General features: G+C 62.5%; 17 protein-coding genes. 7 read left to right on the forward strand and 10 right to left on the reverse strand.

Features of this window, described 5'->3' with window-relative positions:
* From Q0P59_RS11980 to Q0P59_RS11995, 4 genes are all read right to left on the reverse strand, one after another.
* On the reverse strand, positions 1-797 hold a 797-nt coding region (locus Q0P59_RS11980; protein ID WP_295006696.1), incomplete at its 3' end, for a class I tRNA ligase family protein.
* Positions 798-862: 65 nt separating this feature from the next.
* Complete coding sequence (locus Q0P59_RS11985; protein WP_295006697.1) at positions 863-1306, reverse strand: hypothetical protein; 444 nt, start codon at positions 1304-1306, stop codon at positions 863-865.
* Between the two features lie 9 nt (positions 1307-1315).
* Positions 1316-1738 carry a DNA polymerase III subunit chi gene (locus Q0P59_RS11990; RefSeq protein ID WP_295006698.1) on the reverse strand — a complete coding sequence of 141 codons (423 nt, stop codon included), beginning with the start codon at positions 1736-1738 and terminating at the stop codon, positions 1316-1318.
* Entirely contained in the window at positions 1735-3231 is a 1497-nt protein-coding gene (locus Q0P59_RS11995; RefSeq protein WP_295006699.1) for a leucyl aminopeptidase, read from the reverse strand. The genes Q0P59_RS11990 and Q0P59_RS11995 overlap by 4 nt, the downstream gene beginning before the upstream one ends.
* A gap of 71 nt (positions 3232-3302) precedes the next feature.
* Here Q0P59_RS11995 and lptF point away from each other — a divergent pair, with 71 nt between their 5' ends.
* Positions 3303-4385 carry an LPS export ABC transporter permease LptF gene (gene lptF / locus Q0P59_RS12000; protein ID WP_295006700.1) on the forward strand — a complete coding sequence of 361 codons (1083 nt, stop codon included), beginning with the start codon at positions 3303-3305 and terminating at the stop codon, positions 4383-4385.
* Positions 4385-5470, forward strand: coding sequence for an LPS export ABC transporter permease LptG (gene lptG / locus Q0P59_RS12005; RefSeq protein ID WP_295006701.1), 1086 nt, complete (start codon positions 4385-4387; stop codon positions 5468-5470). Before lptF ends, lptG begins: the two co-directional genes overlap by 1 nt.
* Here lptG and Q0P59_RS12010 read toward each other — a convergent pair whose 3' ends face one another.
* From Q0P59_RS12010 to Q0P59_RS12025, 4 genes are read right to left on the reverse strand one after another with little or no spacing between them, the layout of a single operon-like run.
* Positions 5471-5887: an RDD family protein gene (locus Q0P59_RS12010; RefSeq protein WP_295006702.1), complete on the reverse strand. Its 417-nt coding sequence runs from the start codon at positions 5885-5887 to the stop codon at positions 5471-5473. It abuts the gene before it with no gap.
* Positions 5884-6363 carry a DUF3106 domain-containing protein gene (locus tag Q0P59_RS12015; protein ID WP_295006703.1) on the reverse strand — a complete coding sequence of 160 codons (480 nt, stop codon included), beginning with the start codon at positions 6361-6363 and terminating at the stop codon, positions 5884-5886. The genes Q0P59_RS12010 and Q0P59_RS12015 overlap by 4 nt, the downstream gene beginning before the upstream one ends.
* The gene (locus Q0P59_RS12020; protein ID WP_295006704.1) at positions 6360-6743 is read right to left on the reverse strand and encodes a DUF3619 family protein; all 384 of its coding nucleotides are present in this window, start codon (positions 6741-6743) and stop codon (positions 6360-6362) included. The genes Q0P59_RS12015 and Q0P59_RS12020 overlap by 4 nt, the downstream gene beginning before the upstream one ends.
* Positions 6740-7318 (reverse strand): RNA polymerase sigma factor, encoded by a 579-nt coding sequence (locus Q0P59_RS12025; protein ID WP_295006705.1) that lies wholly within the window; start codon positions 7316-7318, stop codon positions 6740-6742. The genes Q0P59_RS12020 and Q0P59_RS12025 overlap by 4 nt, the downstream gene beginning before the upstream one ends.
* 102 nt (positions 7319-7420) lie before the next feature.
* Between Q0P59_RS12025 and ilvB the strand changes: the two genes are divergently transcribed.
* The 5 genes from ilvB (at position 7421) to Q0P59_RS12050 (ending at position 13134) form a co-directional block, all read left to right on the forward strand.
* Positions 7421-9121 (forward strand): biosynthetic-type acetolactate synthase large subunit, encoded by a 1701-nt coding sequence (gene ilvB / locus Q0P59_RS12030; protein WP_295006706.1) that lies wholly within the window; start codon positions 7421-7423, stop codon positions 9119-9121.
* Positions 9122-9141: 20 nt separating this feature from the next.
* A complete protein-coding gene (gene ilvN / locus Q0P59_RS12035; protein ID WP_027459068.1) occupies positions 9142-9633 on the forward strand; it encodes an acetolactate synthase small subunit in 492 nt (163 codons plus the stop codon).
* A gap of 24 nt (positions 9634-9657) precedes the next feature.
* Positions 9658-10674: a ketol-acid reductoisomerase gene (gene ilvC, locus Q0P59_RS12040; protein WP_295006707.1), complete on the forward strand. Its 1017-nt coding sequence runs from the start codon at positions 9658-9660 to the stop codon at positions 10672-10674.
* Between the two features lie 151 nt (positions 10675-10825).
* A complete protein-coding gene (gene pssA, locus Q0P59_RS12045; RefSeq protein WP_295006708.1) occupies positions 10826-11578 on the forward strand; it encodes a CDP-diacylglycerol--serine O-phosphatidyltransferase in 753 nt (250 codons plus the stop codon).
* Between the two features lie 14 nt (positions 11579-11592).
* A complete protein-coding gene (locus Q0P59_RS12050) occupies positions 11593-13134 on the forward strand; it encodes a 2-isopropylmalate synthase (protein ID WP_295006709.1) in 1542 nt (513 codons plus the stop codon).
* A 28-nt stretch (positions 13135-13162) separates the two neighbouring features.
* On the opposite strand, the gene Q0P59_RS12055 is transcribed toward Q0P59_RS12050, so the two are convergent.
* Entirely contained in the window at positions 13163-13534 is a 372-nt protein-coding gene (locus Q0P59_RS12055; protein ID WP_295006710.1) for a DUF2069 domain-containing protein, read from the reverse strand.
* Positions 13531-14127: an NAD(P)H:quinone oxidoreductase gene (wrbA, locus tag Q0P59_RS12060; protein WP_295006711.1), complete on the reverse strand. Its 597-nt coding sequence runs from the start codon at positions 14125-14127 to the stop codon at positions 13531-13533. The genes Q0P59_RS12055 and wrbA overlap by 4 nt, the downstream gene beginning before the upstream one ends.
* Between the last annotated feature and the right edge of the window lie 12 nt (positions 14128-14139).

Genomic DNA, 14139 nt, shown 5'->3' on the forward strand with positions numbered 1-14139 from the left:
TCGAGATCGACGTAGGAGTCGGCGATGATCGGGATTTCGCGCTCGGTCAGCGGCAGCTTGACCATCTTGCCGATCATGGCCTTGTAGCGTTCATCTTCCGGATGGACCATCACGGCGGTGTCGCCGAGCATGGTTTCCGGACGGGTGGTGGCAACGACCAGGCTGCCCGAACCGTCGGCCAGCGGGTAGCGGATGTGCCACATGAAGCCGTCTTCTTCTTCCTGCACGACTTCGAGGTCGGACACGGCGGTGTGCAGCTTCGGGTCCCAGTTGACCAGGCGCTTGCCGCGGTAGATCAGGCCTTCCTTGTACAGGCGGACGAAGGATTCGGTGACCACCTTGTTGAGGCCGGCGTCCATCGTGAAGCGCTCGCGCGTCCAGTCCGGGCTGGTGCCCATGCGGCGCATCTGCTTGGTGATGGTGTTGCCGGAGTATTCCTTCCATTCCCAGACCTTTTCCAGGAACTTGTCGCGGCCGAGGTCATGGCGCGAAATGCCCTGGGCGTCCAGCTGGCGCTCGACGACGATCTGCGTCGCGATGCCGGCATGGTCGGTGCCCGGCTGCCACAGCGTGTTGTGGCCGCGCATCCGGTAGTAGCGGGTCAGCGCGTCCATGATCGTCTGGTTGAAGCCGTGGCCCATGTGCAGCGTGCCGGTGACGTTGGGCGGCGGCAGCAGGATGCAGAAGTTATCGGTCTTGCCGCCATCGGCGCCGGCAGCGAAATAATTTTGGCCTTCCCACTCGGGGTACCAGCGGCGTTCGATATCGGCCGGCTCAAAAGCTTTGGCGAGTTCCATGGACTTGTCGGAAAAGGGGAAAACCGGAAATTATACCGGAGCGTCGCCCCGGCTTCGCCGCGATTTCAGTCGCGCTGGGGCGAGGCGGCGATCATGGCCTGCTCGGCCAGAAAGTCGCGCAGGGTCGATTCGATGATGCGGGGCAGTTCGGCGGCCAGGCGCTGTTCGACGCGGCGGGCCAGTTCGCTGGCCAGTTGCTCGTGCAGTTCGGCATTGGCCGGCGTGGCCAGGGGAATGATTTCTTCCTGCGCCGCCGGTGGTTCGCTTGAGGCGAAGGGCGGTGCCTCGACGACGACGGCGTCCGTCGCCACAAGGTCGGCATCCGGCACGGGCACTGTGCCGGGGAGGGCGGCTTCCTCCAGTTCGGAGGCTGCCTCCTCGATCAGCACCGGAATGTCATCCTCGTCGTCGATGGCATCGGTCAAGGTCGGCACGTCGTCGAATTCGGCCTCGGGTTGGCGCTTGCGGTGCATCAGGGCGTCGGCGCGGGCGAGGATGGGGCTGGGCACGGGGATTCCTTAGCGGTCGCTGAGGTCGAAATAACGGACTTCGTAACCGCGATCCTTGTAGAACTTGACGCGGTCGCGCGCGGCGCTGCGGTCGTCTTCGTCCTGGCCGACCACCTCGATCAGGCTTTCGAAGCGCGAAAAGCCCGGCGGGATATCCCGGCTCAGGTTCATCAGGCGTTCATCCTGCGCGATGCTGTCGAGGCTGTCGGTGATCAGGATCGGCGTTTCGGCAGCGAGCGGCGAGTCGGCCCGGCAGTGGGGCACGAAGCCGAGGGCCGAATGTGTCCACAGCATGCGGTCGATGCTGCCGACGACCTCGGGTTCGGTGGCGTACACCAGCATCGGTTTTTTCTTGGCATAGGCGCCGCTCAGCAAGGCGCAGGCGGCGGCGATGCGGTCGCTGGCACCGTGGTAGAAGAAAACCTGGGTCAATTGAGCTTGCCCGCGCGTTGCAGGAGGTAATGCGTCAGCAGCGGAACCGGCCGTCCGGTGGCGCCCTTGTCGGCGCCCGATTTCCAGGCGGTGCCAGCGATATCGAGGTGCGCCCAGTCGAATTTCCTGGTGAATCGCGACAGGAAGCAGGCGGCCGAAATGGCGCCGCCGTAGCGCCCGCCGATGTTGGCCATGTCGGCGAACGGGCTCTTCAGCAGCTCCTGGTACTCGTCCCACAGCGGCATGTGCCAGGCCCGGTCGTTGGCTTCCTCGCCGGCGTCCTGCAGGTCGCGCGCCAGGCCATCCTTGTTGGCGAACAGGCCGGTGGCGACGCCGCCCAGGGCAACGACGCAGGCGCCGGTCAGCGTCGCGACATCGATCAGCGTATCCGGGTCGAAGCGTTCGGCGTAGGTCAGCGCGTCGCACAGGATCAGGCGGCCCTCGGCGTCGGTATTGAGGATTTCGATGGTCTGGCCGGACATCGAGGTGACGATGTCGCCGGGGCGGGTCGCGTTGCCGCCGGGCATGTTCTCGGTGGCCGGCACGATCACCGTCAGGTTGATCGGCAGGGCCATGCGGGCGACGGCCTGCAGGGTGCCGAGCACGCTGGCGGCGCCACACATGTCGTATTTCATCTCGTCCATGTCGGCGCCGGGCTTCAGCGAAATGCCGCCGGTGTCGAAGGTGACGCCCTTGCCGACCAGCACGATCGGCTTGTCGCTGGCCTTGGCACCCTTGTAGCCCAGCACGATCAGCTTGGGCGGCTGGTGCGAGCCGCGGGCGACGGCGAGCAGCGAGTGCATGCCGAGCTTTTCCATGTCGTCGCGCTCGAGGATTTCGCAGTCGAGCTTGAATGCCTTGGCCATGGTCCGGGCCTGTTCGGCCAGATAGGTGGGATGGCAGATATTGGGCGGCAGGTTGCCGAGCGTTTTGGTCAAGGCGATGCCTTCGGCAATGGCCAGGCCCTGGTGCATGCCTTCCTCGGCAGGCGCCAGTTCGTTGCGGCGCTCGACGCTGATGGTCAGCTTGCGCAGGGGGCGGCGGATTTCTTCCTTCTTGCTCTTGAACTGGTCGAATTTGTAGGTGGCGTCCAGCGCAGCGATCACCGTCTGGCGGACGCGCCAAGTGATGCTGTGCTTCCTGACCTGCAGTTCGGTCAGGAACAGCGTGGCGTCGAAGGCGCCGGTTTCGTTGAGGACCTTGACGGCGGTGCGGATGGCGTTGGCGAATTCCTTTTCGCGGAATTCCTTTTCCTTGCCCAGTCCGACAAGCAGGATGCGGTCGCAGAGGGTGGATGGCACGTTGTGCAGCAGCAGGGTGCTGCCGGCCTTGCCTTCCATGTCGCCGCGGCGGACGATGTCGGCGATGTATCCGCCGGACGCGTTGTCGAGCAGTTCCGCCGGGAGGGTCAGTTTCCTCGATTCGAAAACGCCGACGACCACGCAGGCGCTGCGCTGTTTTTCCGGGCTTCCGCTTTTTATGCTAAATTCCACAAGCTGCTCCTGATCAAGGAAATATCAGTATTTGAGGGATTATCCTCGCATTTTTTCGGTTTCGTCAAAGCATGATATTCGAGCGCGCCGCCCGGCGCGAATTTGCCCAGGCAGCTGCCGGCATCAGCGTTGCGCTGCTGGCCATTCTGACCTCGACCCATTTGATTCGTTTGCTCAAGGAAGCAGCGGGCGGACGCATTGCGCCGGAAGCGGTAGCATCGCTGCTGGGTTTCTCGGCGCTGAATTTCATGCCCATTTTGCTGTCGCTGACGCTTTTCGTATCCATTTTGCTCAGTTTGTCCCGCGTCTATCGGGATTCCGAGATGGTGGTCTGGTTTTCTTCCGGCTTGCCGCTGACCGGCTGGATAGCGCCGGTGCTGCGTTTCGCGATACCGATCATTGTGGCGATCGCCGCCGTTTCCGGTTTTCTTGCGCCGTGGGCCAATTCCAGTTCGGCCGAGTATCGCGAGCGCCTTTCCGCGCGCAGCGAGCTCTCGCAGGTGTCGCCCGGCGCTTTCCGGGAGGTCAAGAAAGGGCAGCGGGTATTCTTCGTGGAGGGGGTGGGCGACGACGGCAGCAATGTCGGCAACGTCTTCGTGGCTTCCTATCAGGAGGGCAGGTTCGGCGTGATCGTGTCGGACTCGGGCTTTCAGGAAACGGCCGGCAACGGCGACCGTTTTGTCGTGCTGGAGCGCGGTCGCCGTTACGAGGTGGAGCCGGGTAGCCCGGCGTTCAAGGTCATGGAGTTCGAACGCTACCGGGCGCGCGTCGAGGACGGCGAGCCCGCCTCGTCCTCGCTGTCGCCGAAGGGAATGCCGATTACCCAGCTGATTCTCGAGGACAGCAACGTCGCTCGCGGAGAGCTGCTGTGGCGGATCGGCTTGCCGGTTTCGGCCCTGATCCTGTGCCTGCTTGCCATTCCTCTTTCCTATGTGAATCCGCGGGCCGGGCGCTCGGCCAACATGTTGATCGCGATCCTCATCTACGCCATCTACAACAACCTGCTGTCGGTGAGCCAGGCCTGGGTGGCGCAGGGCAAGCTGTCCTTCTGGGTGGGCGTCTGGGCGGCCCACGTCGTGATGCTCTTGCCGCTGGTGGCGCTTTTCTACAAGCGGATCGTCGTGCGCATGCCCTGGCAGCGCTGGGGGCATTGATGTTTCGTCTTAATCTCTACCAGCGCTACCTGATCCGCGAGACATTTGCGTCCATCTTCCTGGTGCTCGCCGCTTTTCTGGCGCTATTCGCCTTCTTTAACTTCATCGACGAACTGCGCAGCGTCGGCAAGGTCGGGTATACGGTGTTTCATGCCGCCTTGTTCGTGGCGCTGGGCATGCCCGGCCTGATCTACGAGTTGATTCCCATCGCCACGCTGATCGGGGCGCTGTATGCCTTGTCCACGCTGGCGCGCCATTCGGAAATCACCGTTCTGCGGGCCTCCGGGCTGGCCACCGGCGACTTGCTGAAAACGCTGTTCAGGGCAGCCTTGCTGCTGGCCCTGCTGACTTTCGTCGTGGGCGAAGCCCTGGTTCCCTTCAGCGAGCGGCTGGGGCGGGAGATCAGGGCCAAGGCGATGAGTACCGTGATTGCCCAGAGCGGCTTCGATAGCGGGTTGTGGGTCAAGGATGGGCGCAGTTTCATCAACATTCGCAGTGCGATGCCCGATGCGCCCCTGCAGGGCCTGCGCATCTACAAGTTCAGCCATGAAAACCAGCTCGAGTCGGTGACCGATGCGCGTCAGGCGGAGTTTCAGGCGCCGGATCGATGGATTTTGCAGGATGTCGTCAAAACCGTTCTGGAGGGAGATCAGGCACGGGTTGAAAGCAGTCCCGGCAGCGAGTGGCGCTCCAACGTCACGCCGAACCTGTTGGCGGCGCTGATGGTCTCTCCCGAGCGCATGTCGCTGATCGGCCTGGTGAACTACACCCGCCACCTCAGCGACAACAAGCAAAAGACGGAGCGTTACCAGATCGCGCTGTGGAAGAAGTTGCTCTATCCGCTGGCTGCCTTGGTCATGGTGGCGCTTGCGCTGCCGTTCGGGTATTCGCACAACCGGGTGGGCGGAGTCAGCCTGAAGATATTCGCCGGCGTCATGCTCGGCATCCTCTTCTATGCCTTGAACGGCCTGTCGTCCAACCTGGGGGCGATCAACTCGTGGTCGCCGTTGTTTAGCGCGACGGCGCCGTCGGCCCTGTTCCTGCTCGTCGCCATGGGCATGCTGTGGTGGGTGGAGCGTCGCTGATCAGCCGGCGCTGGCGATGATCCGGGTGCCGGCGATGCGGTCGTGCAGGAAGCGCTTGTCCTTGTCCAGCAGGGCCCAGATGATGCCGATTCCCAGAAACAGGATGCTGGGCCAGGCGGCGAGGTAGCGCAGTACGGCTTGCAGCGGGCGCAGCGGACCGCCGTTTTCGTCGACCAGGCGCATTTTCCAGGTTTTCATGGGCAGCGTCTGACCTCCGTTGAGCCAGCACCAGACAAAATAGGCCATCAGCAGAAACAGGACGTGAATCCAGAGTCCCTTGGCGCCGACCGTCCAGCCAAAACCCGACAGTACGACCTGCGGGAGCAGGAAGCCGATCAGCAGGATGGAAAAAACGACCAGTCCTTCATACAGCATGCAGACGAGGCGTCGCTGCAGGCTGGGTTGCTCGGCCGTCATGGGTTTTGCGCGCCGGTGGCGGCCGCTTCAGTGCCGGCCGGTGCGGCGGGCGGGGCCAGCAGTTTCGACGAACGGCCGGACTCGCGGACGCGCTGCCGCTCCTCGGGGCTGAGGTTCGAGTAAGCCTCCCACTTCTGTTTGACGACCTGTTTCTGTTCGCTTGGGAGCTGGTTGAAATCCTTGTAGGTGTCGCGCACCTTGTTGCGCTCGGAAGGCGACAGCGCGGCCCATTCCCGCATGCGATCCTGCATGCGTTGCTGCTCGTCGGGCTTCATCGCGGGGTAGCGCTCGGCAATGCCCAGCCACTTCTTCTTGCGGATGTTCTCCATGCTGTCCCAATTCCTGGACAGCGGTGCAAGCGTGCTTTTCTGCTGGGCGTTGAGCTGGCTCCATCCCGGTTGTGGCGGCGTGCCGATAATGGCCGTTGTCGGCGGTTCGGCGGCGATGGCGGCATTCAGTCCGAGGGCGAGGATCACTCCTCCGGCGAGTCGTCTAATAGCCATTCGAAGAAGTCATTGTCCAGGAAAGCATCGGGGGGCAGGTCGTCGGTGAGCAGGGCGCTATCCACTTCTTCCAGGGCGCTGACGTATTGGACGCTGTGCCAATAGAAGGAGATCCACATGCCGAGCAGCAATGCCGCGATGGCGAGAATCTGCTTGAGATAGGGGACGTGGGAGCCCAGGCGGAAGGACGAGCCGCCGAAGCCGGCCAGGGCCATCTGCGGGACGGCCTGCTTCTGGCGGCTCAGCGCCAGATGGCGGGCAGCTTCCAGGCGCCGCGAGGCGGCCGGCGGAATGTCCTTCAGTCCGTGGTTCAGCGCTTGCCGAACGCGATGTCCATAACGTTCTTCGTTCATAGCTTTATACCTTTTGCCGACAGGGCGGTTGCCAGCGTGTGGGTGGCACGCGAACAATGGGTCTTGACACTGCCTTCTGAGCAGCCCATCGCCGCTGCGGTCTCAGCGACGTCCATGTCCTCCCAGTAACGCATCAGGAAGGCTTCGCGTTGACGTGCCGGCAGCTTTTTTATTTCGTCTTCGATCAGGTTCAGGGTCTGCGCCTGCAGCAGCTTGCTTTCCGGCGTCTTGGGGCCGGCGTCGTCTTCGTCGGCGGCGAGCGTCTCGAGCGGGTCGTGGTCGTCGTCATCGTCCGACGAGAAGGCCGACAGCAGCGTCGTCCACATCGAGCGGACCTTGCTGCGCCGGTAGTAGTCGCGGATGGTGTTCTGCAGGATGCGCTGGAACAGCATCGGGAACTCTTCGTCCGGCCGGTCGCCGTATTTTTCGGCCAGCTTGAGCATGGCGTCCTGCACGATGTCGAGCGCCGCTTCCTCGTCATGGACGGCAAACATCGCTTGCTTGAAGGCCCGGCGTTCGATCGATTCGAGAAAGCAGGAAAGTTGTTGGGGCGATGCCAGGGTGGTCTCTTCCAAAAGGCCTTGAGCGGTATGTGGTTATGCCAGGAAACCTTGACCGAAAATTGGCGGTCGATTAAGGTTACGCCCTTTTAGGCAACAGCTTTTTTGGGCTCAAGAATGATGATCAGCGGTGCAGAAATTGTAATCAGGTGCCTGCAAGAAGAAAAGGTCGATTATGTGTTCGGTTACCCCGGCGGTTCCGTTCTGCATATTTACGATGCGCTTTTCAAGCAGGAGGACGTCAAGCACATCCTGGTCCGCCATGAGCAGGCTGCCGTCCATGCCGCAGACGCCTATTCGCGCTCGTCGCAGAAGGTCGGCGTTGCGCTGGTGACGTCCGGTCCGGGTGTGACCAACACCGTGACCGGCATCGCCACCGCGTACATGGATTCGATTCCGATGGTCGTGCTGTGCGGCCAGGTGCCGACCCAGTACATCGGCCAGGATGCCTTCCAGGAGTGCGACACCGTCGGCATCACCCGCCCCTGCGTCAAGCACAATTTCCTGGTCAAGGACGTCAAGGATCTCGCCTCGACCATCAAGAAGGCTTTCCACATCGCCGCCACCGGCCGTCCCGGCCCGGTTGTCGTCGATATCCCGAAGGACATCACGGCCCAGGTTTGCGAATTCGACTACCCCAAGTCGGTGCAGATGCGCTCCTACAACCCGGTGGTCAAGGGGCATCTGGGTCAGATCAAGAAGGCCGTGCAGATCCTGCAGGAAGCCAAGCGCCCGATCATCTACACCGGCGGCGGCGTGATCCTGTCCGATGCGGCCGAGAAGCTGACCACGCTGGCGCGCAAGCTGGATTTCCCGGTGACCAACACCCTGATGGGCCTGGGCGGCTATCCGGCGACCGACAAGCAGTTCGTCGGCATGCTGGGCATGCACGGCACCTTCGAAGCCAACAACGCGATGCATTTCGCCGACGTGATCCTGGCCATCGGCGCCCGTTTCGACGACCGCGTCATCGGCAATCCGGAGCATTTCGGCGAAGAGAAGCGCCGCGTCATCCACATCGATATCGATCCGTCGTCGATTTCCAAGCGCGTCAAGGTCGACGTGCCCATCGTCGGCAACGTGAACGATGTCCTCGATGAAATCCTCAAGCTGATCGACGGCGGCTTCACGGCCGATCCGGAAGTGGCCGACTGGTGGAAGCAGATCGACGAGTGGCGTGGCCGCAATTCGCTGGCCTATCGCCAATCCGAGCACATCATGCCGCAGTACGTGGTCGAGAAGCTGTACGAAGTGACCGGCGGCGACGCTTTCGTCACCTCCGATGTCGGCCAGCACCAGATGTTCGCCGCGCAGTACTACAAGTTCGACAAGCCGCGTCGCTGGATCAACTCCGGCGGCCTGGGCACCATGGGCGTCGGCCTGCCGTACGGCATGGGCGTGCTGCTCGCCAACCCGGGTGCGCAGGTGGCCTGCGTGACCGGTGAAGGCTCGATCCAGATGTGCATCCAGGAACTGTCGACCTGCAAGCAGTACGAGCTGCCGATCAAGATCATCAACCTGAACAACGGCATGCTCGGCATGGTCCGCCAGTGGCAGGAGATGTTCTACTCCAAGCGCTATTCCCAGTCCTACGTCACCTCGCTGCCCGATTTCGTCAAGCTGGCCGAGTCCTACGGCCACGTCGGCATGCGTATCGAGAGGCCGGAAGACGTCGAGCCGGCGTTGCGCAAGGCCTTCACCGAATATAAGGACCGCCTGGTGTTCATGGACTTCATCATCGATCCGGGCGCCAACGTGTTCCCGATGGTGGCCGCCGGCAAGGGCCTGACCGAAATGATCCTCGCCGAAGATATCTGAGCGGGGGAGGAAAAGAAAAAATGCGTCATATCATTTCCATCCTGATTGAAAACGAAGCCGGGGCACTGTCCCGCGTCGCCGGGCTGTTCTCCGCCCGCGGCTACAACATCGAATCGCTGACCGTGGCACCGACGGAAGATCCCTCGCTGTCGCGGATGACCATCCTGACCTGGGGTTCCGACGAGGTACTCGAGCAGATCACCAAGCAGCTCAACAAGCTGGTTGATGTCGTCAAGGTAGTCGATCTCTCCGAGGCCGCGCACGTCGAGCGCGAACTGATGCTGATCAAGGTTCGTGCCACTGGCAAGGATCGCGAAGAGATGAAGCGGATGGCCGATATTTTCCGTGGCCGCATCATCGACGTCACGGAGTCGACCTATGTGATCGAGTTGACCGGTGCCAGTTCCAAGCTCGACTCCTTCATTGCCGCGCTCGATGCCGGCCTGATTCTCGAAACCGTCCGTACCGGTGTTTGTGGCATCGGTCGCGGCGATCGTATTCTCAAAGTCTAACTATCCGTTTATAAAGAGGATTTCATGAAAGTTTATTACGACAAGGACGCCGATCTCTCCCTGATCAAGGGCAAGAAGGTCACCATCGTGGGTTACGGTTCGCAGGGCCATGCCCACGCCCAGAACCTGAAGGATTCCGGCGTCAAGGTCACCGTTGGCCTGCGCAAGGACGGCGCTTCCTGGAAGAAGGCCGAAGCGGCCGGCCTGAAGGTCGAAGAGATCGCCAAGGCCGTCAAGGGCGCCGACGTCGTCATGATCCTGTTGCCGGACGAGAACATCCCGCAGGTGTACAACGAGGAAGTCGCCCCGAACCTGAAGAAGGGCGCTGCCCTGGCCTTCGCTCACGGCTTCAACGTGCATTACAACCAGGTCGTGCCGCGCGCCGACGTGGACGTCATCATGGTCGCCCCGAAGGGTCCGGGCCACACCGTGCGTTCCGAGTACCTGAAGGGTGGCGGCGTGCCGTCCCTGATCGCCATTTACCAGGACAAGTCCGGCAAGGCCAAGGACATCGCCCTGTCCTACGCTGCTGCCAACGGCGGCACCAAGGGTGGCGTCATCGAGACCAACTTCCGCGAAGAAACCGAAACCGACCTCTTCGGCGAACAGGCCGTTCTGTGCGGCGGCGCCGTCGAGCTGGTCAAGATGGGCTTCGAAACCCTGGTCGAAGCCGGCTACGCGCCGGAAATGGCCTACTTCGAGTGCCTGCACGAGCTGAAGCTGATCGTCGACCTGATGTACGAAGGCGGCATCGCCAACATGAACTACTCGATCTCGAACAACGCCGAGTACGGCGAGTACGTGACCGGTCCGGAAGTCATCAACGAAGAGTCGCGCGTCGCCATGCGCAACGCCCTGAAGCGCATCCAGACCGGCGAGTACGCCAAGATGTTCATCCTCGAAGGCCGTACCAACTATCCTTCGATGACTGCCCGTCGTCGTCTGAACGCCGTGCATCCGATCGAAACGGTCGGCGGCCAGCTGCGCGACATGATGCCGTGGATCAAGAAGAACAAGCTGGTCGACCAGTCCAAGAACTAAGTTGGTCTCCGGCTTGGTAGCCGCCCTGCGCCTGCGCAGCTAGGGCTACCTTCGCTTCGGGCGGTGTGGGAAACTGCACCGCCCTTGTTGTTTGCGGATTTCGATGCTTTCCGGGTGTATCCTCTTCGGGTTGCCCGTTCATACAAGCCCCATGACCGAACTCAAACCCCGTAAGTCGCTGTTCAATCCCGAAATCAAGCGGCGCGGCATTTACGTGCTGCCCAACCTGTTTACCACGGCCGCCCTGTTTGCCGGCTTCTTCGCCATCGTGCAGGCGATGCAGGGCGATTTCGCCCGGGCCGCCATGGCCATTTTCATTGCCATGGTCCTCGATGGTCTGGACGGGCGGGTGGCGCGGCTGACCAATACCCAGTCGGCTTTCGGCGCCGAATACGACTCGCTGTCCGACATGGTCAGCTTCGGCGCGGCACCGGCCCTGGTGATGTATGAATGGGCCTTGCGCGACCTCGGCCGGCTGGGCTGGATCGCCGCCTTCATCTACTGTGCCGGTGCTGCCTTGCGCCTGGCGCGTTTCAATACCACGCTGGAAGTCATGGACAAGCGCTACTTCCAGGGGCTGCCGTCGCCGGCCGCCGCGGCGCTGGTCGCCGGCCTGGTCTGGGTCATGATCGAGACCGGCGTGGCCGGCAGCGACGTGCGCTGGTTCGCTTGCGCGCTGACCATCTTTGCCGGCGTGACCATGGTGTCCAATATCCGCTTCTACAGCTTTAAGGACATCAATCTGAAGAAGAGCGTGCCTTTCTTCGTGATCGCGGCCATCGCCCTCGGCTTCGCGCTGGTTGCCTACAGCCCGGAAATCGCCCTGTTCGGCTTCTTCGTCCTCTATGGCCTGTCCGGTTACGTCCAGGCCGCCATCGGCCTGCTCAAGCGCAAGCCCCAGTAATTCCCGGAGTTCCCATGAAACAGCATCTGGTAATTTTCGATACGACCCTGCGCGACGGCGAACAGAGTCCGGGCGCGTCGATGACCAAGGAAGAGAAAATCCGCGTCGCCCGCCAGCTGGAAAAAATGCGGGTCGATGTGATCGAGGCTGGTTTTGCCGCCGCTTCGCCCGGCGACTTCGATTCCATCCATTCCATCGCCCAGGCGATCAAGGATTCGACGGTGTGCTCGCTGGCCCGTGCCAACGAAAACGATATCGGCCGCGCCGGCGAGGCGATCAGGCCGGCCAAGTCGGGCCGTATCCACACCTTCATCGCGACTTCCCCTATCCACATGGAGAAGAAGCTGCGCATGACGCCGGACCAGGTGGTCGAGCAGGCGGTCAAGTCGATCGGCTGGGCGCGCCAATACACCGACGACATCGAATTCTCGGCCGAGGATGCCGGGCGCTCGGAAATCGACTTCCTGTGCCGCATCTTCGAAGCGGTGATCAAGGCCGGCGCGACGACGATCAACGTCCCGGACACGGTCGGTTACGCCATTCCCTTCCAGTACGCGGAAACGATGCGCCAGTTGATCGAGCGCGTGCCGAATTCCGACAAGGTGGTGTGGTCGGTGCATTGCCACAACGATCTCGGGCTGGCCGTTTCCAACTCGCTGGCCGCCGTGCTGACCGGCGCGCGCCAGGTCGAGTGCACGATCAACGGCCTGGGCGAGCGGGCCGGCAATGCCGCGCTCGAGGAAATCGTCATGGCGGTGCGCACCCGTCCGGATATCTTCCCGGTCGAGACGCGTATCGACACGACGCAGATCGTCCCGGCCTCCAAGCTGGTGTCGCAGATCACCGGCTATCCGGTGCAGCCGAACAAGGCGGTGGTCGGGGCCAACGCCTTTGCCCACGAATCGGGCATCCACCAGGACGGCGTGCTCAAGCATCGCGAAACCTACGAGATCATGCGCGCCCAGGATGTGGGCTGGAGCCAGAACAAGCTGGTGCTCGGCAAGCATTCCGGTCGCAATGCCTTCAAGACCCGCCTGCAGGAGCTGGGCATCGAGCTGGAAAGCGACGAGGTCTTGAATGCTGCCTTTGCCCGCTTCAAGGAGCTGGCCGACCGCAAGCACGAGATTTTCGACGAAGACCTGCACGCCCTGGTTTCCGAGGAGGTCGTGACGCCGGACCAGGAGCATTACAAGCTGGTCTATTCGCACGTCTGTTCGGAGACCGGCGAGATGCCCTTCGCCAAGGTCATCCTCAATGTCGGCGGTGTCGAGAAGAAGGGCGAAGCCAGCGGCGGCGGCCCGGTCGATGCGACCTTCAAGGCGATCGAGAGCATCGTCGGCAGCGGTGCCGAGTTGCTGCTCTACTCGGTCAATGCCATCACCACCGGCACGGATGCCCAAGGCGAGGTGACGACGCGTTTGTCCATGGACGACCGCATCGTCAATGGCAACGGTGCGGATACCGACATCGTGATCGCGTCGGCCCGTTCCTACCTGAATGCGCTGAACAAGCTGCATTCCAGCCTGGACAAGGTCAAGGCCCAGGGCGACGTCTGATTCCGGTCGGCCCCGAACAAAAGCCGCCTCAGTTCGCCTGGGCGGCTTTTTCTTTGTCGGGCGCGATGCGCGTGGCCCGAATGTAGAGGACGAGTGCCGCAAACAGCACGACCGACAGCAGCGTTTCTCCGGCGGCCAGCCATTGCGACAGGCCGCTGTCGCTGGTGGCGCGCATGGCGCCTTCCATCAGGTAGAACTGGATGAACAGCGACAGCCATTTGTAGGTGTAGCGCTTGCCGCGCAGGATGCCGAACAGTGGGAAGAGCAGGAAGGCGCCCTTGAGGATCATCCACGAGCCGCCCGGCTTGAGCGGGGCGAGCCAGCCTTCCCAGGCGAGGCAGAGGGCGATGAGCAGGATCAGGCTGGTGCTGGCGACGGTTTGATAGCGTTGGGCGTTCACGGGCGATTCAGTTTCTCGGTCAGGAGGGCCAGGCGTTTGCCCAGGGCAAAGGCGAGGCGGCTTTCTTCGTTGGACAGTTGCGGGCTGCCGGCGTGTCCGGCAACGTGGCTGGCGCCGTAGGGCGTGCCGCCGCTGGTGGTCGATGCCAGTTCGGGTTCGGTAAAGGGCAGGCCCATGACCAGCATGCCGTGATGCAGCAGGGGAAGTGTCATGGAGAGCAGGGTTGCCTCGTTGCCGCCATGCTGGCTGCCGCTCGACGTGAAAACGCAGGCCGGTTTGCCGGCCAGCGTGCCGTTCTGCCAGGCGGCGACGGTGCTGTCCCAGAAATATTTCATCGGGGCGGCCATGTTGCCGAAGCGAACCGGGCTGCCCAGGGCGAGCGCCGCGCATTCCTGCAGGTCGGAAAGCTCGACGTAGGGGGCGCCGGAGTCCGGGACCGCCGGCTCTACCGCCTCGCACACCGCGGATATCCGGGGAACGGTGCGCAAGCGGGCCTGCATGCCCGGAACGGCCTCGATGCCATTGGCAATGCGTTCGGCCAGGGCGCGAACCGAGCCGCGATGGCTGTAATAGAGGATGAGAATGTCTTGCATGGTCGGCTATTA

The sequence above is a fragment of the uncultured Dechloromonas sp. genome (assembly GCF_945957265.1).
Lineage (GTDB): Bacteria > Pseudomonadota > Gammaproteobacteria > Burkholderiales > Rhodocyclaceae > Azonexus.